A 22,151-nucleotide genomic window follows, 5' to 3' on the forward strand; every position below is an offset into this window, starting at 1 on the left:
AGAATGTGTATTGCATACTCACTACTAGTTAGCAAAAGAAAAAATAAAAGCACACATACTATCCCAACTGGGAAAGAACATAGGCTTGCCTCTCTATTATCATAATCAGCTAGCCTAACTATCACGGAGTCGTTCAAATGAAACACCTAACTCAAGAAATGAGTGACTTTATAAGCAGAGGAACGGATTCTCACATTCGAGTAGCGGTCACGGGGCTTTCTCGTGCGGGTAAGACAGCCTTCATTACTTCACTGGTTAATCAGCTTCTTCATACGTCTACCCACAAAAATCTGCCTCTACTTGCATCGGCGAGAGACGGAAGAATTATTGGCGCAAAGCGCATCCCGCAACACAACATGATGATCCCACGCTTCTCTTATGATGAGGCGATGGAATCTTTGAATGCGCAGCCACCAGAATGGCCAGTGCCGACGCGCGATGTCAGCGAGATTCGTCTAGCCATCAAATATAAGCCAGCTAAAGGCGCAAAGAAGTTGTTGAGTAAAAACAGCACCCTTTATCTCGATATTGTCGATTATCCAGGTGAGTGGCTACTTGATTTACCTTTGCTGGATATGGACTTTGATACTTGGAGCCAATCCCAATTCGCCGCGTTGAAAGGCGATCGAGAAACCTACTCGCAACAGTGGAACACAATGCGTGGTGGCATTGACTTGCTAGCCGAAGCCGACGAAAAGAAACTGGTCGCGATTGCCGATAGCTATACTCAGTACCTTCATACTTGTAAGGATAACGGATTGCACTGGGTACAACCGGGTCGATTCGTATTGCCGGGTGAGCTTGAAGGTGCGCCTGTGCTGCAATTCTTCCCGTGTGCTGCGCCCGAGGGTAAGTTCTCGAAAACCAGCAACTATGCAGTGCTAAAAGCTCGTTATGAAGAGTACCAACAGAAGGTCGTGAAAGCGTTCTACAAGAATCACTTTGCCACGTTCGACAGACAAATCGTGCTGGTGGATTGCTTACAACCACTTAACGCAGGCTATGACTCTTTCATGGACATGCGTGGTGCATTAGAACAGTTATTGAAGAGCTTTAAGTACGGGCGAAGCAATATGCTAAGACGCTTGTTTGCACCGAAGATCGACAAGATTTTGTTTGCAGCCACCAAAGCTGACCATGTGACACCGGATCAACATCCGAACTTAGTATCACTGTTACAGCAGATGGTACACCCTGCTTGGCAACAGGCGGCGTTTGAACATATCGACATGAGTTGTATGAGCATCGCGTCTATTCAAGCGACCAGTGCGGGATATATTTCGTCGGGTTCAGACAATGTTCCAGCACTGCAAGGTGTCACTTTAAATAACGAGCCTCAAACCATGTATCCGGGTGAGGTGCCGCGCAAACTGCCGAACAAACAGTATTGGGAAACCAACCAATTTGATTTCACGAGCTTTAGGCCAATGGAGCAACACTCCGATGAGCCTTGTCAGCATCTGAGAGTCGACAAGGTTTTAGAGTATCTCATTGGCGACAAGTTGAAGTAATTGAGGCAATTGAAATGAGTGAATTAAAAACAAAGCAGGTCTTTGATGAACCGTTGAAGACCTCGTTCGATGAGCCGGATAAGAATGAAGTTACCCCAGATTTGGGTGCTCAAAAGCTATTTACGGAACAAGAGAAGTTTGTACCCGTCGCGCCACAAGTGGAAATAGACCTTGATGGTGACGCTGAGCTGCAATTGGAACAAGTGATTCGACCGAACAAAAAGAAAAAGTGGTTTGGAACGGGTTTACTGGTCGCTTTCTCCGGTCTGGTGGGCTGGCAAGCGATTGACTCTGTCATTACTGCTATTCAAACCGCTGACTGGCTCGCGTTAGGTTGGGCAGGTTTCATCGCTGCCATTGCTTCATTAGGTTTAGGCGCGATAGGCAAAGAGTTGTGGAAGCTGCGTTCGCTGAAGGACCATTTCAGTGTGCAAGAGCAGAGTGAAGAGCTGTTACAAAGCCAGAGTGTTGGTAAAGGCAAAGCGTTCTGTGAAAACATTGCCAAGCAGGGCGGTATAGTTGCTGAGTCTCCTTCGTACGATAAGTGGCGAAATAGCATTAATCCGGCGCACAGCGATGCTGAAGTGTTGGATATGTACGATGCGTTGGTCGTGAGTCAGCAAGATAAGGTCGCTACTCAAATCGTCACTAAGTTCTCGACCGAATCTGCGGCCTTGGTTGCTGTGAGCCCGTTAGCAGCAGCAGATATGTTGCTGGTGGCGTGGCGTAATTTCACTATGATAGACAAGCTTGCCGACGTCTATGGTATTGAGCTTGGCTATTGGTCTCGCATTAAGTTGTTCAAGTTGGTGTTAATCAACATGGCAGCGGCAGGGGCAAGTGAGCTGGCGATTGATGCGAGTATGGACTTAGTCTCGATGGATCTTGCGGGTAAAGTATCAGCAAGAGCAGGGCAAGGGCTCGGTGTTGGTATTCTTACTGCACGACTTGGCCTCAAAGCCATGTCATTGCTTCGACCTATGCCTTGGCACAATGACCGAAAAGTAAAACTATCAGACCTCCGCAAAGCCGTCCTTTCTGAAATAAAGCGTATCACTCTCAAATAAAGCATTGAAAGCTCAATAGTTTGAGAAGAAGAGTAAACATATGTTTACTCTTCTTCTTGACTGAACTCAGAGCTTAATCCACACTACTGTCAACTTATCCTGACACCTATAATAGGACTATTTGTGCGTCTTGAAGTATTGTGTGAAGACAGACTCGGCTTAACGCGTGAGTTGCTCGATATCTTGGCCTCAAAAAGCATTGATTTAAGAGGAATCGAAATTGATGTTAAAGGCATTATTTACCTAAATTGCCCTGATATTAATTTTGATGCTTTTAGTGAACTTATGGCTGAAATTCGTCGAATTTCAGGTGTGAAGGATGTACGTAAAATCCAATTTATGCCGAGCGAAAGGCATAATACCGAGCTGATTGCTCTGCTGGCTAATCTGCCAGATCCCGTGATTGCGATTGACCTTAAAGGCTCTGTCGACATGGCGAACCACGCTGCATTGAACCTATTCGGCAAGCAAGAAGACGAAGTCATCGGTGAGCCGCTAGCGACGTTTGTGCCTAGCTTTAACTTTGCTCGTTGGATCGAAGGCGATGTAACGCGACACCGTGAAGTCGTGGTGTTAGAAGGTTTGGACTTCTCTATCGAGATACTACCGATTTATCTTGGCGGTGACGTTAACGAAGCGGTACTGGCGAGCGCAGTAATGACGATTCGTTCTTGTAATCAAGAGATGAACTCGCCAGATTCAATCCCTGAACAGAACAACCTAGGTTTTGAACACTTTGTTGGTGTCTCTAATCGCCATAAAGCCTTGATCAGCCAAGCTAAGAAATTGGCTATGCTGGATCAGCCTCTACTTATTGAAGGGGACACAGGTACGGGCAAAGAGATGTTGGCTAAAGCGTGTCATAACCGTTCGAACCGAGCGTCTTTCCCATTCTTGATTCTAAGCTGTGCATCAATGCCTGATGACGTGGCTGAAACTGAGCTGTTTGGTCATGCTCCGGGTTCATTCAATCATGAACAAGGTCATAAAGGAATTTTCGAACAAGCGAATGGCGGCACAGTATTTTTAGATGAGATCGGCGAAATGAGCCCGCATCTACAAATAAAATTGCTGCGTTTCCTGCAAGATGGTTCATTCCGACGCGTAGGCGAAGAAGAAGAGATGCACGCCGATGTGCGTATTATCGCTTCAACACGTCATCGTCTTTCTGAATTAGCCGACTCAGGTTCATTCCGTGAAGATTTGTTCTACCGCTTAAACGTTTTGACTCTGTCTATTCCGGCACTGCGTGAACGCTCAAACGACGTAGCACCTTTGTTGGAACTCTTTGTCGCAAAATACGCACAGCAATTGGGCATGTTAAAACCAAAACTGACGGTAGAACTTATCGATCAGTTAGGGAACTACCAATGGCCGGGCAACATCCGTCAACTTGATAACATGGTGCTGCGTGCATTGACTGAGCTGGATTCAGACACGTTAACCGTTGAGCAATTCCACTTGCCTCAACTAGAAACTATGACGGCAGGAATGGCGAACTTAAGCTTAGACGGTTCACTCGATGAGATCATGAAAGACTACGAGTCGCAGATTCTAGAGAAGCTGTATCAGTCGTTCCCATCGAGCCGTAAGTTAGCAAAACGTCTGAATGTTTCTCACACCTCAATTGCGAACAAACTTCGCGATTACGGTATCAGAAAGAACTGATCGAATAAGAACATGATTATGGAAGATTTGAGCACACCAGAACGCATTTATAAGCGCGATGGAAACCTGATTCTACGCACCGCAGAGATAGACGATGCGAATATGATCAGTGATTACTTTCAAACTAACCGAGAGTACCTTAAGCCTTGGGAACCAATTCGTGAAGATGTGTTTTTTGATAGAACGGGTTGGGCGCAGCGCCTGATTAAGCTAAATGAGCTTCATAAAATGGGGCTAGGTTATTACTGTTTGCTTGTTAATGATGACACTAACGAAATGTTGGGCACCATTTCATTCAGTAATCTGTCTCGATTCCCTTTCTATGCGTGTAACGTGGGCTATTCGCTTGCTGAAAGTGCACAAGGCCACGGTTACATGCGCAGAGGCTTAAGCATGGCAAAGGACTACATGTTTGATGTTCAGAACATGCATCGTTTGATGGCGGGTTATATGCCTCATAATGAGCGTAGCGCTGGTGTATTGGATCATTTAGGTTTTGTTCGTGAAGGCTTTGCCAAAGATTATTTGCAGATCAACGGTAAATGGGAAGACCATATACTGACTGCATTAGTTAACCCGAACTGGGAAGATAGGCGCGCTGTTTAGATACCAATAGTCATTAGGCGTAAGTATCAATTAAACGTAAATACAGATTTAGAGGCAGTGACGAACATAGATAAAATGAAACCGTCACTGTATCAAAAAGAGCATATAGGCATGGTAACCCATAAGCCTAAGAAGAAATTTGAGGAATTTTGATGTCATATACAACTTTGGACGAATACCAAAGAAAATGGATTTTTACTCACCAGTCGATGCCATTACCGGCAGAGGACTTGGAAAAGATTAAACCAATGACACAGGCAAGGGCGTCTCAGTTTTGGAAAGAGAACGTAAGCCCTCAAAGCCCGGACGCAGAAAGACTAAGTTCACAAGACTGGCCAAGCAAGGCATCCAACTGGAACGAAGAGATCAGCTGGATGGCAAATTGGGAAGCCGATGAGCCTGAAATGCCAGAAGAGATCCTTAACTTCATTGATTGGCAAGATGACGTAACTGTTTATTTTTGTTATGAAAAATATAACATTCTCGAAACTAAGTGGTCAGTTTTTAAGAAACACTGGAAGAACTTTTTGTTCTACGATGATGGCCCAATTTTGCTAGGTCGCCGCCGTTCAGAAGCACTTTGGTTTGCAACAAACGGCACCGTTAAAATTGGTAACCGAGCTTAAGTAAGACATTATTTATTTAAGTCGATATTGGACAAACGATCGATAAAAAGCGAGCTCTGAGCTCGCTTTTTTTGTACCTAAAGATCGTCGAAGATCATTGATAAATACCCGCTATTTGAAGTCGATTTATGATGAGAGTTTTCGTTAGCTCAGAGTGGGTAATTTTCGAAATTGAGATCGCTATCTCATTGGCTTAGTTGAAGTTTTGTGGGTTTGGGTTATCTTTAAAGTACTGCCTTAGTGGAGGTGAAGTATTATGATTTGGGATACTCTCGAACGTGTAAATAAACTTCGCAAGGAAGCAATGGAGGATCCGGATTTTCTGGATTCGGCAAAAATGCATGAGCAATGGCTTTTAAGCGAAACTCATAATCAATCTAAGAATGGAGAGAAAGAGAAGAAACCGAAAAAGTTATCAGACATCTATGAAAACACTGAATTTCCTATTAACCCAACCGGAACGAAACATTAATAATGATTAACTGCAACACGGCTAAGGCTCTTAACCCAAAAGCTATAAGTCGATTAAACATACCAGCCTTAAGCCACCAATAAAAAAGCCACTTTCAACGAACCGAAAGTGGCTTTTTCTTTTCTCGTTAGCTTCTTTACTCATTAACAACGAAAGCTAATCGTTTTGAATGCTAGCTATTGATCAGGCTTAAGCCGCTTGGCAATGCATCACCAAACACGCGCTTAGACTCGCTCTCAGAAAGCTCAGTGACTTCACTTACTAGCGTTAGCCAAGACTCTGGCACCTTGCTTTGCTTTAACTTTTCAAGAACTTGAGCACGGTAGTCATCAGAGATATCGAACTGACGGTCACCCGTCTTACGACAAATCATTACAGCCGCGAAGGCAATCATCTGCTCTTTCTGCCAATTCTGGTCAAGCAGCTTTGGTAACCACTGTTCTGCTTGCTCTCTTGGAATGACGCTGTGTTGGCTTCCGTATAACGGTGTGCGAGACGCTAAGCGACCCAGAGCCCACCAGTGAGCCTGTTCGAACTGATTATGGTTAATCGCTTTGCTTAAGAACCAAGTCGCTAATAGAACCTTGTCTTCCACTTCAAGTTGCTCAAGTGATGCTGCCAATCTCACCATGGCTTCATAACCATTGTCTTGTGCATCTTTAGCCGTTTTAGGGTTCTTCATTGCACCTGGGTGAAGGTACTTCGCGATATCAGCCAAGATGGTCTCTTGGTGCTCTTGATTCAGGCCACCCGCAACACGACGCCAGAATACCCACCAGTCTGTCCAACCTTGGTGGTTCTCGAACTGGATATTCTGTTGGTAAAGGCCCCAAATTTGTTCGATACGCCATGAGTCCGTTGGATCACCGAAGCCAGGTCGCATAGAGTAACCCGCTAAACGGAGCCAGTTTTTTTCGTGTGCTTCAGAGCGACGGCGACGCTTACGACCTAGTGAGAAGGTATCAAACAGATGACGAAGGGTCGTGAAGTCCCATTCATCGCGTTTACCCAGTCGCTTCTCAAGATCTTTAGATAGTGTCTTGATCTCTTTTGATTCAGCACTCTTTTTGTTGCCGCTGTAGAGACGAGAAATTAATTCCTTGCACTCTTCCAATCTTGGATGAAGTGTGGGTGTATCAGATTCATCTCCTTGCTTGTTTCTTACTTCAAACTCAAGCAACCAACGCTTACTGTCATCTTCCGTACTCACACATTCCATTTTCAATGTGCCGACTTCGGTTAATTGACAAGCGAGCAATACTTCAACGCGCTCCTTTTGGTTGGCTTGAAGCTCTGCAGTACCAGACCCTTCCAGCGTAGAAATATAAGGTGGAAGAGGGGAGAACAAGTCAGCGTCGACATTGACCATCACACCGTTTTGAATGGCGGTGTCGTGAGCAATTTGATCGTGTGTTGAAGTCAGTAGATTGAAACGTACCGGCTCACCTAAAGTCAGTGAGAAACGACGGCTGTTCAAGCGTATCTCTTGGCCTTCTTCTGTCCCTTTGGCAAGCAAACAAAGCGCTTTGCCCATCTTGTTCTTCTCTTGTAGATGCAAGAAGTAAGAACGAGCAGCGCCGCCACCGATTTTCAGTTGTGCACCACGACGAGCTTTACTAAAAGCAACCGCGCCAAGGGCTACAGACCAATCGGGGTGAGGGTTGTCTAAGACAGTGATTGGAGAACCATTCCAATTGCCAAGTAACTTAGTAATACGTTCAGTAACAAGTTCACTGTTGAACACACCACCGTTGAGTAGTACACCGACAGGAATAGCCGGTTTTGTCTCATCAAATTCGATTGCGCCAGATTTCTCTAATGCCGCTTTTGATACTTGTTGATGTGTCGCTAGGAATTCGGCAACGTGCTTACTTACCGCAGGATCTGCAGCGTAAGGTAGGCCGAACTCTACAACCGCGCTACGGCGTTTGTCTGGTACTTCAGTGAATTCAGAAAGCGGGAAGAAACCTTCGAGTGCAATCTGATGAACTTCTTGTTTCGTTAAACCAATACTCTTGGTACCGCCAAGTAGCTTTGAACCACTGCCCAGCATGGTGATCTTTACATCGTCTGGCGCGTTAGCAGAAAGCAGGCTCTCTTTTGCGGCGCGCGTCTGTTGAATCAGTTTGGTTAGGCTAGAGGCGTTTAGTTTCTTGTTTTGATTGAAGCGTTGCTCAGCAAGGTGAGCAAGCGCTAAATCGAGGTTATCCCCCCCTAGCATTAAGTGTTCACCAACGCCGATACGGTCGAGTGCGAGTTCTTGGTCATCGCCATTGCTTGAGTTGAAGCTCGCTTCGATCAAACTTAAATCGGTAGTACCGCCACCAACATCACACACTAAAATAAGCGGAATCTGTTGAAGTTCGTCTGCAGCGGTTTGTTGGTGACGTGCATACCAGTCATAACAAACGGCTTGCGGCTCTTCGAGTAACAGAATCTTACCTAAGCCCGCCAGTTCTGCCGCTTCGAGTGTTAGCTTACGTGCTGTCTCATCGAATGAAGCGGGAACAGTTACCACAACGTCTTGGTCTTCAAGCTTATTGCTTGGGTTACGGTAGTTCCATGCTTGACGGATGTGGTTCAGGTAGCTTGCGCTTGCAACAACAGGGGACACCTTATCGACGTCAGTTGCGCCTGCCCAAGGCAGAATATCGGAGTTACGATCAACCGCTTGGTGAGATAGCCAGCTTTTAGCACTGGATACTTGGCGGCCTTCAACCTTAGCGCCAAGTTCGCGAGCCCATTCACCTACGATGACGTGTTGAATATCACCTTCAACTAAGCTCGGTTCCCAAGGCATGGTGAGATCGGAAGGGGAGATCTGACCTTGTGCTGGGTGGTAACGAAATGATGGAAGTAAGGGTTTACGAACCACTTCACCGGGGCCGATGAGCTGGTCAATATCGAAAAGAGAAACGGGAGCATGTTGTAGGTCGTCGTTGATTTCACAGTAGGCAACCACAGTGTTGGTTGTGCCTAAGTCAATGCCGACTAAAAAACGAGGAGATGCCATACAAAACCTTATTCTGCCAAAGTGATGACCAGTTAATGGATAATCTTGGTCTTATTATTGTCTTTGTAATGCTTTAATACAGGGCTAGGGAGTCGCATTGATAAAGTAACGGCACCCGTTAAGGTACCGTTGATTCATTATGCTTGTTCGTTTGAGTCGCTATTCGTATCTTCACGAACGTCGAACTCAACGTGCCATTTCTGACCATTGTCAGTGGCAATCGCTTCTAGGTATAACGTGCCTAATTCAGTAACACGAGAAGCTAAAGTCACGGGAACCACTTCACCTTCGCGACGACCTTCAGATACAGGCAGTGTCACTTGGATCTCAGGAAGTTCATCAAGATCTTCTGGAGCCCAATGATCAAGGTGCGTACCGGCTTCGTCTTCACGACGTGTTGTTGAACCGAAGAACTGGAAGTGTACGGGCTGACCAATCACTAGACCAAACTCTTGGCTAGGCACTTGAACGCTTGAGCCTTCTTCCATACCAAATGGTGCAACACACAGTGCTTCCATCGGAGGAGCCATACCTGGGATTGCAGGCATCGCGCTTTCAATTCCTACGTAGTAAGAAGAAGCAATACCACCGCGGATACGAACGCCTTGGCCACGACGAACTGCACCGTAGTAAGAAGCGCCACTTGCAACTGCTAAGTCTAGATCCAATCCAGTAAGTTGTTTGGCAAACTCAGCGTCAGCATTGATCAACCATTCGTTGATCGTATCTGAAAGGCGTTCTGACAGTAGGTTCGATTTTAGAACACCACCATTGAACAGTACCGCTGTTGGTTTGATGAAGTCTGCCGCTGGCGCTTCTGACCCTTGCGCTTCTGTACCGGGCATACCGGGCATGTTTGCAAACGGGTTGAAATCTTGTTGAGCAGCTTCACCATTTCCAGAAAGCGCATTCGCTTGCTTAGAAAGGAACGCGGCAATATGACGAGTAATACCTGCATCTTGAGCGTAAGGCAGACCCATCTGAGTTAATGCACCACGAGTTTTCTGTACCGGATGATCCGTTACAGCGACCTGTGGGAAGAAGCCATCCACCAATGTTTGTTGTACTTCTTGCTGAGTCAGATCTGTTTTCAGTGTAGCGCCAAGTAGCTTAGAACCACGGCTTGGAACAACGATCGGCACAGATTGCAGTTCACCATCGTTTAACAGTGCTTCTTTCGCGTCACGACAAGCGTGAGTCATTGCCTGAACCTGCCAAGGAGCCAGTTCTTTGCCTTCTTGAGCCAGCTTCATTTTCAGACGGTATGCTAGCGCTAAATCCATGTTGTCGCCGCCAAGTAGAATATGTTCACCTACTGCGATACGGTTCAGGCTTAGATTGCCATCGTCTTGTGTTACTTCAACTAACGAAAGGTCGGTTGTACCACCACCGATATCGACTACAAGCACGATGTCACCCACGTCTACTTCATCACGCCATGTGTCGTTGCTGTTATCAATCCAACTATAAAGTGCGGCTTGTGGTTCTTCTAGAAGCGTCAGGTGAGTGAAGCCCACATTACGCGCAGCTTCAGCCGTTAGGTCACGAGCGGCAGGATCGAACGAAGCAGGGACGGTGATCGTTACATCTTGGTCTGCCAGTTTGTGCTCTGGATTCGCGTGATTCCAAGCATCTTTCAGGTGCTCTAGGTACAACTCAGTTGTCTTAAGCGGAGATACTTTTTCAACTTCTTCAGGGCTACCTGCAGGAAGGAAAGCATCACGACGGTTCACACCACCGTGGCATAGCCAAGATTTAGCACTCGCGACTAAACGGATAGGAGTTTTAGAGCCAAGGTTACGAGCAATTGCACCAACCAAGGCTTTAGGTTCAGATGACCAAGGAAGAACGCGAGAACCCGCATTCATTTCATGTTCGTGCGGCTGGTATAGGAACGAGCCAAGTTGGCTACGAGTTTCTACCGTACCAGGAGCCGTAAGTTGAGGAATTGGCATCACCTTGACGCGAGCGTCCTCATTGCTTGTGTCGATGTAAGACAAAACGCAGTGTGTTGTACCTAAATCGATACCAACACTGAACTTAGGCGCCTGATGTTGCTCTTGAGAAGATAGCTCTTGTGAATGCGTCTGTGCAGATGACTCGTGCGATGATGGCTGAGTTTGGTGTTCCATTATAGCTCCACCTCTGCCGGTGCAATTACAGATGCGTCGTAGTTTTGAGCTAGCTTAGGCAGGTTCATGTCAGTTGCTTTCCAGCCTTTATGAACCAGTGTGCCGTTGAATGGAGCATTGCCTGTTACGTTGCCTGTTAGACGGATTTCTTGAGGGTTAAAGCCTTCAACTACAGTAATACGAGTCTCTTCATCTTCATTACGGATGTGTGCAAGTGTTACGTAGTCTGCTAATACTTTTTGGCCGCCAGTGTGAATAACACGTGCTGCGGCACCAACTTCTTCATCAGAGAATGAAGTCAGGTCTTCTTTTAGGAAGTCGATTAAACGTGCTTCTTGCTGCATGATTGACAATAGTTGCATTGCAGAATCTGTTGGTGCTGTTGCCAGCTTAGATTCAACTTCTACTACTTTTTCGATCACACGTTCAACTTCAACAACTTTCTCTACTTCGACAATTTTCTCAACTGGCTTTTCAACTTCAACGATCTTTTCTACTGGTTTTTCGACGACTTTCTCAACCACTTTGGTTTTACGAGAAACGGCAATGAGCAGTAGTAAAACGCTTGATGCAGTTAGGCCTGCGTGAAGCATATCAAACGTTTGTGGGATTAGGTTCAAATCAACGATCATAGTGATTTCTCTTTAAAATTGATTTAACGGTATATTCGTCGGTTTAAAGGAATATACAGGTTGGAAAGAAACTCAGTGGCATAAGGCCGAAATGGTCACTTTCAAGCTATAAATATGGGTGGATACTAGCATATTCAAGGCTTAAGGGCTTTATTTAATGTTTTCAATAAACTGGCTTTTTGGTGAGTTAGCTTGAAAATTAATCGAGATTTGTTGGTTTGTTAGCCGCAAATGTCCATGGGTTGTAAATAGTGTTAGTTTTATCCCATTGTAAGAGCCAAAGATAAATAGAGCCTAGCATTCCGGCAGTGTATACTTTCGAATCGAAATAACATCACATGGGAAGCTGTATGCCCCACACTACCGACCCTATAACAGGGTTGAAGAAACGAACGTTGCCGTTAGTTGTCTTTTTTGCCACATTTTTGATGACGGTGTTGTGTTTTGTTTTGGTTGCATTGAATCAAAATAGGTCTTTGAATGAGAATCTGGATAGCTTTTCTCAGCATCAAACGCTCAGTTTAAAAGCGTTTATTGATAACGATGTCGCTTATATCGGTTCCGGTGCGAATTTTTTCTATTCTAATGATGTCGATAGTCGATAGTCGATAGTCGAGATCGATTTGATCGTTTTGCTCAGCAAACGATTAACGGTTCGAAAAGCCTGATCGGATTGCAGTGGATGCAAAAAGTAGCGGTAGAAGATATCGCCGAGCACACAGCCAAAATGAAAGCTCAATACCCATCCTATAGAATGTTTACTATCCCTAAACATGGGCCAAAAACTTATGGTTATGTCTTGGATGGCGAGCCCGTGTTTATCGCGACAGATATTTATCCGAATGATCCAGTGAACAACGGTGTTTTGGGTTTTTACTCTTCTCGTGAGCGGTTTAATCTGGTCATTGATAACATTAAAAAAACACGTGAAGCGAATATTTCAGACAAAGTTCGTCTGTTGCAAGACGGTTTAGACAGCAACACACCTAAGAGCGGAATGTTGGTCTACCACCCTGTGTTTGATGGTCAAACGGACAATTTGTTAGGGGTTGTGATTGGTGTTGTTCGTACCACATACTATTTTGAGAAACTTCTGGCATCTACTGTCGGCGATATGGACGTTTATGTGCGTGTTACCGATAGCGGTTTTGAAGCTGAAGATGCCCCGATAATGTTCGAAACCAATGGTTATGAAGCGGTAACTGGGCAACACATTACAAAGACGATTACATTAACTAACCGTGAATGGATTATCGACTTCAAGATAGATGCATGTATTTCATTTAATGGTTACTTAGTGTTGGCGGGAATCGGCATAGTTGGTACCACTATCTCATTACTGCTTGCTTATATTGTGAACCTGCAAATTCGAGAGAAAGAGCGCTTGTATCGAATGATTGATGAAAGAACAGAAGAACTTCGCTTTCTTGCCAATCATGACAGTTTAACGGAAATTTATAATCGCCGAGCTTTTAATAAGATGCTTGGTCAATCGATACAAAGCGATAAGCCGTTTAGCTTAATAGTGTTTGATGTTGATAAGTTTAAAGAGATCAATGATAAGTTTGGGCACCCAGCCGGTGATGCGTTACTTATCCATGTGATTAAGGTTATCTCAGTGAGCTTGAAGTCTGGAGATAACCTATTTCGGATGGGAGGGGATGAGTTCGGTATCATTTCGAGCATCACTGAACATGACTCATTGTCTCGCTATTTAGAATGTATTTTAGAGACTGTGAGTGAGTCTCATTGCGAGCATTCTGGCCAGCTATTGAGTTGCACTCTAAGCATCGGGGCTACCATCCGCACTAATGAAGACATTGAAGCGCTCCTTCAAAAAACTGACAGCATGTTATACCTAAGTAAGTCAAATGGCCGAAATCGAGTCACAATTGCAGGCTAAATGAGCACTTGATGCAACTGGGGTCGAGTTCTTTATTAGGCTCATGTACAATTTCACGAAATTTTTGACGAGAGAATTAGGCGACGTATGAATCACAATCGAGTGGTGTGTTTCGATTTGGAAATGTGCTGTTGGAGCGAAGACGGTGTAGGAACAACAGGGGAGATCATTGAAATTGGTCTTGCTGAGATCGATCTTGTATCTGGAACCATCGTGAAGCGCGCGCAATATTACGTTAAGCCCGAAAAAGACGAAGTCTCTCTATTCTGCGCCGAGTTAACGGGCATTACACCTCGTAAAATCGAAAAACAGGGTCGCCCATTAGAGTCTGTTATCAAGTCGATGATCAAGAACTTCGGTGGCCCCAAGAAGATCTATGCAGCTTGGGGGCGTGACGACCTTATCTTACACAAAGAGTGTATTGAGAAAGGCATCGAACCTCCGTTCAGCGAGTTCTTGAATATTGCCACGCTTTATCGAGTTCAGAATCGATTGAAAGAGAAACGTATTGGTCACCGTGCTGCTCAAGAAGCGAAAAACATTGAGTGGGAAGGTCGTCAGCACTCTGGTTATGTTGACGCTTATAACTTGGCAAAGCTTGCGCTTACGATGTTGTAATCGTTTGTATTTCAGAGAGGCGCTTAGTTAAAAACTGAAAGGTTAAACACTGAAAGGTTAAACACTTAAAGTTAGCCTGAATCTTGTGAGTTATTAAAATGAAGAGCCACCTACTTATTAGGTGGTTTTTTTGTGCCTGTTGTTTGAGGGTAGTGACGATCCAAATTGAGGGCAATGACTATTCACGTTAAGGGCAATGACTATTCCAAGAAACCTAATTTCAACAAGTGGTTTATCAATAGTGAATGGCTACATCGCTTATTTTACGAGTGAATAATATTCGTTTGAAATTTAGCTTTTTAATTAATATTAAATCGCAGGTTTCGACCTTGATTGGGTAGAGCTAGGTGGTAGCGTTAGCTCACCCAAAACAAGGAGAATAGGATGAAGAGCATTATTAAGTATGGATTGGCACTGGGGGCGCTAAGCGTAAGTGCGTTGGTTTCGGCACAACCCGTTGTATTGATAAACACTTTTTCAGTCGAGCCAGCCCATGAAGCCGCTACGTTAACGTATTGGGAAGATGCGCGAGACGTATTGGTGAAGCAACCAGGATATATCTCTACCAAATTGCACCGCTCGTTAAGCTCGGATGCGACATACCGTTTTATTAATGTTGCAGAGTGGGAAAGCAAAAAGCATTTCCATGATGCGATACAGGCGATGAGAAAAGAATTACCACCTTTAAAAATTGAAGGGGTTTCTGCTGACCCTAACTTGTATGAAATTATTCGCGACTAATTAGGAAGCCACCACAATGAAAACAACTCTAGGAACCTTTTTAGCTATTTTTAGCTTTCTATTTTCAGCCATTCTTTTTTCAACCCATGCCCACGCAGCGGCATACGGCGTGTCAGTGGCTTGGAAAACCGATGACGCCCAAGCCGTATTTGAGGCAATGCCTCATCAGAAAAAAGCATTTGCCAACCTGATTGATGCGGGCTTGGTCCACGATATGTTCGTATCACAAAGCTTTATTGGGGATAAAAAGTTTCCGATGATTAAGTTTGTGATTGAAGCGGACAGTGAGCAGCACGTTAGAGACTTGATTGGTAACTTACCATTCCAATTTAAAGAGCTTGTAGAGGTGACTGAAATCAGAGACATCGGTAATAAGTGGTTAAACACGGATGTCGCTTTCACAAACTACGCAGTAGAGCTCGCTTGGAAAGAGCCTGAGAATCAATTCATTGTCGATGAGGTTATTAGCAAAGATTTGCAAATGGTTGTCGATTGGAGTGCTCAAGGTGTGATTACGTCTGCTTACTTAAAACATCAAGAAATAGCAGAAGAGAAACCAAACCAAAAAGCGATGATCAGGCCAGTCTATTCAATGGCAATATTGGCTAAAAACGAAGAGCAAGCGCGCGAAGTTGCTAATCAGTTGAATGCAGTAAAGCTAGGCTTCGCTGAAGTTATGGTAAGTGAACTTGGATTCAAACTGGAACTCTAATTTCGCTAGAACAGAATTGTGACCTCGTTTTCAGATTGCGTAACGACGAGGTTTTAATATAGGGCCATGACCAGTTTAGAGTTAAACCTTGGCTATGTTCAAAGGTGAGTGAGTTTACGTGACTGACTCACCTTGTTGCTATTTTATATTGTTACTCACTGAGTTTATATTGTTACTCGCTGAGCTTATATTTAGCTTAATTATTGGCTAAACTTATCACTACTCTTTTCTATGTATGGTTTGCTATTAATTCGACCAAACAAACACTTTTTTGATGACCTTTTTATTTATGAACACCTCGCCGAAATGAACGCCAATAACCATGAAAAAATCACCTTAGACGCTTCGGGCATCGAGTTGATTAATAACACACTTATTGATTCGGAATCTGGTAAGCGGGTCACCTTATCCCCCTCAGAAGGTCTGATCCTTGAGCATCTAGTGAAGAACAGCCCAAAAGCCGTTGGTCGAGACTTTTTACTTGAGCATTGCTGGCCGGGCAGGGTTGTGACGGGCAGTTCACTTAATGTCGCGGTTAAGAACATTCGTACTGCATTACATTCGTTTGAGTGTGATTGCAAAATCTTAACGGTTCAAAAGGAAGGGTACAGCTTCAATGGTTTGAAACAGGTCGGTAGTTATTTATCGATGCCAACACCTACCGCTGAAGCGTATGTTGAAGCTGCGTTTTCAGAGAAAGCCGCCATCGTTTCAGAGAAAAACATCATCGTTTCAGAGAAAGGTGCCATCGTCGATGAATTGACATCAGCGCCACCGTTTAAGCCTTCAGGTATGAACCAACAAGCTGGGCAATCAAAGCAACAGGATCCACAATCACGTCAGTTCAAGGCGAAGCACTTTATCGTTCGTCACCAATCTCGTATTGCCGGAATTGTAGTCAGCGCGCTTCTTCTCATGCTGTTTTATCAGTTTGCATTTTTTATAGATAAGAGTGCCTACCGAGGTATGGATGTTTATCACGACAGTTTGAATTTTGATGAAGCCGTCATAAAAGAGTTGGATGCCGTGTCAGAGCTCGGTGTTGATTCGCTCTATCTGCATCGCATTGGCGTTGGGTGTCAAAATATCCAAGCCGTCGCCTTGATAAATGGACATTGGAAAGAGATAAGCCATCAGTTTAAAACTGTCTCTTGCGAAGGCGACAACAACAATGAGCGAGGGCAATAAGTATGAATCGTAAGTTTTGGATGCCTATCTTATTGACGCTGTTTGTAATTCTAAATGTAGGCTTAATCTCTGGGCTCGCAACCAAAAGTACCTATCGATTTTCTGCGGAATACCCGATGGTTGGGTGGGAGAGAATTTCGCTCCGATTGGAAAATGGTCGAGTCAAAATGCAGTACATTGGTTATGACATGGATGGGAATGTCGCTCAAACTAAGCAGATGTTTGGTGTGTTCTTGCGCTGGGGGAATCACTACTACCTTTATCAATTGGACCAGGATCAGGCCCAAGATAAGCAGACATTCAATATCAAGCACCTATACATTCAACAAACGCAAGGTAAGCGCAGTGTGTTGGTATCAAATCAGCGCGGCCTTTATGTCACTAAGAAGGGCACGCCGTTAGAGCTCAAAGGCATCATGTATGGCGATCGATTACGCTAAATAGAGACCGTCGTTTAGTCGATATTTATCTGCCTAGTAGAGCTCGTTTGCTCTATTGACGGTCATTAACGCTATTAGCACGATTAGCGACCATTAACGCTATTGGTGCCATTAACACGATTAGAGAGCCTTTGGTTAGTTTTTACCGAGGACGTTCAGCTTAGTCTTGATAAAGTCACTGTGGTCAACGTAGAGCAGTTCCGCTGTTTTACGGATCACAGAATCTTCGATAGGGTCAATTTCTCCGTCTGCGTGCGCCACTTCCCACATTGCTTTGATTAAGTCGATTCGCACTGGCTGAGACAGGTCTCTGAGTTGCGATGTAAAGTCATACAGCGAGACTGATTGCTCTACTTTCGGTTCTGCTTGCTCTAGCAGCACCTTTGCTTGTTCTTCATCTAAATCCAGCAAACGTTGCAGAAGCTGTAGCTTAGCGACTCTTTCTGATTCATTGATCTGATGGTCGGCTCCCGCGACTTCACATAATAAACTCGCAATGGCGACATTAGGTGATGTTCCTTGGTTTTTGCTTAGGTCCTGGCCTTCAATCAATTGTTTAAACATTGATGTGAGAGAATTGAACATAACGAGCTCCAGTTAAAATTTGTATCGGGTTCCGTAACGCTGATAGTTATCAACTATAACTATTGGGTCTACAGTGTGTGATCGCAAGCGTCTTTACTAAAAACTGACATTACGGATAGGTGAACGATAAGGCGCACTTTCTTAGTCAGGTTCAGGGAAGCGTGTAATTTTGCCGTCGCCACTGAGTGTCGTGATCGACTGTGGTTTACCATCCCCATCTAGCCTTAATTCCCCAATCGCACTGCAGTTTGAAAGGCGATAGAAGGTCTGATTATCAGGGCTTCGCTTCTCGATTTTTAAGCGCTTACGCTTCGTGAAATAGTTCAAAACTGAGCGAGGGCTGTATAACAGGCGGTCCCACACATCGCAGAATTTAAGCAGCGAAGCAGGGAACTGATTTTTAATGCCACTGCAGGTAATTTGATAGATGTTCGGACTGTTGCGACGATACCTAAGCTTGATATCGTAAGCAAAGGAGTAGTGAACATCACCAGAAAGCACCACGAAATTGGTCGGTGTTTTGGTATGGGTAAAGATACTGATCAGCGTATTGGCACTGCCCGGATGTGCCATCCAGTTTTCAGCGTCAATCACCAATGGCTTACCGATTGTGGTCGCCATTTTTTGCAGTGTTTCAATAAACTTCACGCCAAACATAGGCGCAGCAGAAACGATCACCACCTTATCTTGATTCATTAACTGATGTTGGAACTCAATCAAGGCTTCCCAGTCCATTAAACCTGAAGGCTTATTCATGCGTGACTCTGAACGCCAACGACGCGTACGAGTATCCAACACAATGACTTTGGGTGAGGTATCTATTGTGTAATGCCACTCTTCAAAGCGACTCAGCATCTCAATAAAGGCTTGATGCTTGTCTGGCTCGATATTGCTAACAGAGTGAGTAGTCACTGCATTGCCGGCTTCATTATGAGTTTGTTTAGTAATGAGCGGTTGATCGACAAAAAGCTGTTTTGCTTGCTCGATAAACGTTTCGTCGAAGCTCTCCGGTTTGTTACCCCAGCCTTGGCACATCCAATAGGCTACAAGGCCATTGCCAATCACTTGAGTCGCAAAGCGATTTTGATCAACGGCATGTTCCCAACCTACGGTTAAGTTCCAATCATCAGTGACATCGTGGTCATCGAAGATCATGTAAGTCGGAATATGAGCGAACAGACGCTGTACTTGTGGCAAGCCAGCGACGAAGTCATCAATGATAATGCTTTCGTCACGCCATTGTTGTTGCTCGGCAGGTGTTAATTGACGATCAGCCTGCTTGAAATCATTGTCGATTAATCGCTCACGGTTGATGCATTGCCACAAGGTCGGGGACCAAACCAGCAGATACATCGCGATGAATTCAGACAAGGTGACCAAGTGATTCTCACAATCGGTCGAGCTAAAGATAGGAATCCCGCGTTTAGGGAATAACTTATCGAGCAGCGAATCCGAAGTGTTGTGGTGTGGGAGTAGGTGATGACGCTGATAAAGGTGATATTCGCTCTCAAACAAGGCATCGCTGCTATTGATTTGGTTAACCTGTGAATCCGTTGGTAATGCTTCACCAATCAGACCAAGCAACTGAATCACTTGTTGAATGGCATCCAGCGTTGGGCCTGCCACATGGTCAGCGTAGATTTGGTCGCCGCTCATCATCAACATGTCCGGTCGTTCAAGTACCGTTTGATTTGCGATTTTGTTGTCTGCAGCAACTAAGCTGTCTTTGCTCGGATGGTGTGGGTTACGACAAGAGCCATGCAAAATGTAGTCGGCAGCTGCAGATATCTTAAATTCGACTCGAGAACTGTCGTTGTTGGTTCGCGTGTCCTTGTAAATCAAGTGCGGTGCCAGCTCGGTGATTGAACCTTGCTCGGTTTCTATTTGATATTCCAACGGAACGTTGGTGGGGAACTCACCCTGTAAATGAATCAAGGTGACCCAAGCGTGTGTGCCGACTTGAATCGACTCTTGCTCATCAAGTGATGACGAATAAAAAGGTGTCTCTTGCTCTGCATTGAATAGTTGAGTTGTGCCCGAAAGTGGGGCGCTGGTGACTACCCAGAGTACCACCTCAGTTGCGGTGGTTTTTCTTAAAATTGGGCCAGCAAGCAATAAGGGGAGAGGTGATGTCGTCGAGCGTTTCAATGCGGTTCCTAAATCGTTGTAGGTGAGTCGTTGAGATGTTTCGTTTCAAGAGCAGAGGTTTCGAGTTCTAGTGTTTGAGGCTCGTTAATTTCGAGCGCAGATGTTGCTAGTAGCGCCATATCAGACTCGTTTGCTTCGAGCTCCGTAACCTCAGGCTCATCCATCTCAGCTTCTGTTGTTTCAAGAACTTCGATAACTTCTGAGCTAGAAAGTTCATGACCCATTAGAAATATTGCCAATAGGGCATCGGCTTTTGTCTTGGTATCGGAAGGCTCGTCTAACAACAGTTCGAGTTTTTCTCGAATCATAGCAATCTCGTGCTCAACAAAGCCACGGCCTTCTTCATCCCCTTGATTGTCTTCAGGGGCATTATCGAATTCAAGAAATAGCATGTCGCCGTCTAGGTTGGTATCCACCAAACGCTCGGGCAGCCACGCATCACCCATAACAATATCTGGATCGGAATCTTTGGGTAACTGATCTATAATGTTTTGTAATTCTGAGACTTTCACAATACTTTCATTTAACCGAGAATATTCTACATTGTAACGGTCAATGTCGATCAAACCTAAAATTAGTTGGCTGACATGGCTAATAAATGTCTATTCAGTAACACAATATTTATTACAAAGAGCAATGACACAAGAATGAAGCACAAATTTTCACCGAAGCTCATTTCGTATGGGGCGGTTTTATTAGGTAACGCTTTTCTAGGTAATAGCGTGGCGTGGGCTGCTGAAGAGCAAGAGTGGGGCATTGCCGCAATGTTCCGTACTGCGAGCATTCCTTACGACACGTCTGGTGGTGACCAATCGGTTAACTCGTTTGTACCGATGTTGTTCTTCAAGAACGATTACGTATTTATCGACGGCACTGAAATGGGCGCATATCTCTATCAAGCCGACGATGAAAAGTGGTCACTGAATGCTATTTCTCGTATGCGTTTTATTGATATCCCAGCTTCAGAGCAAAATGCTATAGAAGGTGATACCGCCGATTTCGGTGCTCAATTTACTTATCAACTTGATGAGCAATGGGGCGTCGAAACGGAAATTATGAGTGACAGTGAATACAACTTCCACGGTAACCTGCGTGCAAAAGCCAAGTATGAAACCGGTGATTGGGAGCTTTCTCCGAGCGCTACGTTGCGTTACAAGAGTGCCGATTTCAACAGTGAATACTATTCTGCTGCGGGCGAAACCATTGGCGCAGGTGTGGATCTGAATGTCGGTGTAGAAGCGCGTTACCATGTGGTTTCGAACTTGTACTTATTGGGTTCAACCAGTGTGACTCGATTGGATGACAACGCCTACGATTCATCGATTATTGAAAACCGTTACCAAGGTGAACTCTACTTAGGCTTTGGCTTTTTTAATGATAAAGAGAAAGCACCGAAACCTAAGCTAAGCAATGCACCTTATCTGCGTGTGGCACACGGTTGGGCAACGCCATCAAACATTGGCGACATCATGAAGTTCAACGCGGAGAAAGACGAATACAACAACCAACTTACTTCGTTCTTCTATGGCCACCCATTAACCGATGAAATCTTCGGCTTCCCATTAGATATTTACTTAACGCCAGGTATCGCGCACCACTGGAGTTCAGACGTTCAATCGAGCAGCACCGAATACATTATTGCAATCAAAGCGTACTACACCTTTGATTGGCCAACCCAGTGGCGTGTTGGTGTGGCAGAAGGTATGTCTTACATCGATTCGATTACCTATATCGAAGGCTCGGAGATGGACCGTAAAGGGTATACCGCGAGCCACCTGTTGAATTATTTAGACTTCTCATTTGATGTGAACGTTGGCGACTTAATCGGTAAGAACGACTTGAACAACTTGTGGTTCGGCTACTCGTTGCATCATCGTTCTGCGATCTTTGAAAACGCATCCCAGTTCGGTCGTATCAAAGGCGGCAGTAACTACAACACCGTTTACTTCCAGTACGAATTCTAATTGCGGCTTTTATGGGGACGTTTTTAACAGCCGTTTCGATACATACGGTTTGTATTCGACCTTGCTTTCATAGCCTTCGCTAGTGTTAGCTTAAAGAATCAGCCTGATAGCAAAAGGTTTTCCCT

Annotated in this window: 18 protein-coding genes and 1 pseudogene; 13 read left to right on the forward strand and 6 right to left on the reverse strand. The window is 44.8% G+C overall.

Annotated elements, in window-relative coordinates; genetic code table 11:
* Nucleotides 1-137: 137 nt before the first annotated feature.
* From ED652_RS05250 to ED652_RS05275, 6 genes are all read left to right on the forward strand, one after another.
* Complete coding sequence (locus ED652_RS05250; protein WP_122053747.1) at nt 138-1,511, forward strand: YcjX family protein; 1,374 nt, start codon at nt 138-140, stop codon at nt 1,509-1,511.
* A 14-nt stretch (nt 1,512-1,525) separates the two neighbouring features.
* Nucleotides 1,526-2,578 carry a YcjF family protein gene (locus tag ED652_RS05255; RefSeq protein ID WP_122053748.1) on the forward strand — a complete coding sequence of 351 codons (1,053 nt, stop codon included), beginning with the start codon at nt 1,526-1,528 and terminating at the stop codon, nt 2,576-2,578.
* Nucleotides 2,579-2,701: 123 nt separating this feature from the next.
* The gene (gene tyrR / locus ED652_RS05260) at nt 2,702-4,246 is read left to right on the forward strand and encodes a transcriptional regulator TyrR (protein ID WP_017108195.1); all 1,545 of its coding nucleotides are present in this window, start codon (nt 2,702-2,704) and stop codon (nt 4,244-4,246) included.
* Nucleotides 4,247-4,264: 18 nt separating this feature from the next.
* On the forward strand, nt 4,265-4,852 hold the full coding sequence (rimJ, locus tag ED652_RS05265) for a ribosomal protein S5-alanine N-acetyltransferase (RefSeq protein WP_122053749.1): 588 nt from the start codon (nt 4,265-4,267) through the stop codon (nt 4,850-4,852).
* A gap of 152 nt (nt 4,853-5,004) precedes the next feature.
* On the forward strand, nt 5,005-5,478 hold the full coding sequence (locus ED652_RS05270) for a DUF2947 domain-containing protein (protein ID WP_029223379.1): 474 nt from the start codon (nt 5,005-5,007) through the stop codon (nt 5,476-5,478).
* A 256-nt stretch (nt 5,479-5,734) separates the two neighbouring features.
* On the forward strand, nt 5,735-5,950 hold the full coding sequence (locus ED652_RS05275; protein ID WP_017108192.1) for a hypothetical protein: 216 nt from the start codon (nt 5,735-5,737) through the stop codon (nt 5,948-5,950).
* 172 nt (nt 5,951-6,122) lie between these two features.
* On the opposite strand, the gene ED652_RS05280 is transcribed toward ED652_RS05275, so the two are convergent.
* The 3 genes from ED652_RS05280 to ED652_RS05290 all read right to left on the reverse strand — a co-directional run bounded on the left by ED652_RS05280 (nt 6,123) and on the right by ED652_RS05290 (nt 11,727).
* Nucleotides 6,123-8,963, reverse strand: coding sequence for an Hsp70 family protein (locus ED652_RS05280; protein WP_122053750.1), 2,841 nt, complete (start codon nt 8,961-8,963; stop codon nt 6,123-6,125).
* Between the two features lie 137 nt (nt 8,964-9,100).
* The gene (locus tag ED652_RS05285) at nt 9,101-11,095 is read right to left on the reverse strand and encodes an Hsp70 family protein (RefSeq protein WP_122053751.1); all 1,995 of its coding nucleotides are present in this window, start codon (nt 11,093-11,095) and stop codon (nt 9,101-9,103) included.
* The gene (locus tag ED652_RS05290) at nt 11,095-11,727 is read right to left on the reverse strand and encodes a DUF2760 domain-containing protein (protein ID WP_102516608.1); all 633 of its coding nucleotides are present in this window, start codon (nt 11,725-11,727) and stop codon (nt 11,095-11,097) included. The genes ED652_RS05285 and ED652_RS05290 overlap by 1 nt, the downstream gene beginning before the upstream one ends.
* 350 nt (nt 11,728-12,077) lie before the next feature.
* On the opposite strand from ED652_RS05290, the pseudogene ED652_RS05295 reads away from it, so the two are divergent.
* The 6 genes and pseudogenes from ED652_RS05295 to ED652_RS05320 all read left to right on the forward strand — a co-directional run bounded on the left by ED652_RS05295 (nt 12,078) and on the right by ED652_RS05320 (nt 17,329).
* A pseudogene (locus ED652_RS05295) lies at nt 12,078-13,630 on the forward strand (diguanylate cyclase).
* A gap of 87 nt (nt 13,631-13,717) precedes the next feature.
* On the forward strand, nt 13,718-14,248 hold the full coding sequence (locus ED652_RS05300) for a 3'-5' exonuclease (protein WP_004734743.1): 531 nt from the start codon (nt 13,718-13,720) through the stop codon (nt 14,246-14,248).
* A gap of 384 nt (nt 14,249-14,632) precedes the next feature.
* Nucleotides 14,633-14,989, forward strand: a complete 357-nt coding sequence (locus ED652_RS05305) for an antibiotic biosynthesis monooxygenase (RefSeq protein WP_122053752.1) — start codon at nt 14,633-14,635, stop codon at nt 14,987-14,989.
* 16 nt (nt 14,990-15,005) lie between these two features.
* Complete coding sequence (locus tag ED652_RS05310; protein ID WP_004734745.1) at nt 15,006-15,701, forward strand: hypothetical protein; 696 nt, start codon at nt 15,006-15,008, stop codon at nt 15,699-15,701.
* Nucleotides 15,702-15,932: 231 nt separating this feature from the next.
* Nucleotides 15,933-16,889, forward strand: coding sequence for a winged helix-turn-helix domain-containing protein (locus ED652_RS05315; protein WP_122053753.1), 957 nt, complete (start codon nt 15,933-15,935; stop codon nt 16,887-16,889).
* A gap of 2 nt (nt 16,890-16,891) precedes the next feature.
* Nucleotides 16,892-17,329 (forward strand): hypothetical protein, encoded by a 438-nt coding sequence (locus ED652_RS05320; RefSeq protein WP_122053754.1) that lies wholly within the window; start codon nt 16,892-16,894, stop codon nt 17,327-17,329.
* Nucleotides 17,330-17,464: 135 nt separating this feature from the next.
* On the opposite strand, the gene ED652_RS05325 is transcribed toward ED652_RS05320, so the two are convergent.
* The 3 genes from ED652_RS05325 to ED652_RS05335 form a co-directional block, all read right to left on the reverse strand.
* Nucleotides 17,465-17,914 (reverse strand): TerB family tellurite resistance protein, encoded by a 450-nt coding sequence (locus tag ED652_RS05325; RefSeq protein ID WP_122053755.1) that lies wholly within the window; start codon nt 17,912-17,914, stop codon nt 17,465-17,467.
* Nucleotides 17,915-18,055: 141 nt separating this feature from the next.
* A complete protein-coding gene (locus ED652_RS05330) occupies nt 18,056-20,062 on the reverse strand; it encodes an alkaline phosphatase family protein (protein WP_122053756.1) in 2,007 nt (668 codons plus the stop codon).
* 8 nt (nt 20,063-20,070) lie between these two features.
* Nucleotides 20,071-20,628 carry a hypothetical protein gene (locus ED652_RS05335; RefSeq protein ID WP_122053757.1) on the reverse strand — a complete coding sequence of 186 codons (558 nt, stop codon included), beginning with the start codon at nt 20,626-20,628 and terminating at the stop codon, nt 20,071-20,073.
* Nucleotides 20,629-20,709: 81 nt separating this feature from the next.
* On the opposite strand from ED652_RS05335, the gene ED652_RS05340 reads away from it, so the two are divergent.
* Nucleotides 20,710-22,026, forward strand: coding sequence for a MipA/OmpV family protein (locus ED652_RS05340; protein WP_122053758.1), 1,317 nt, complete (start codon nt 20,710-20,712; stop codon nt 22,024-22,026).
* Nucleotides 22,027-22,151 lie beyond the last annotated feature (125 nt).

It is taken from the genome of Vibrio sp. Evd11 (assembly GCF_900382755.1).
Taxonomy (GTDB): Bacteria; Pseudomonadota; Gammaproteobacteria; order Enterobacterales; family Vibrionaceae; genus Vibrio; species Vibrio lentus.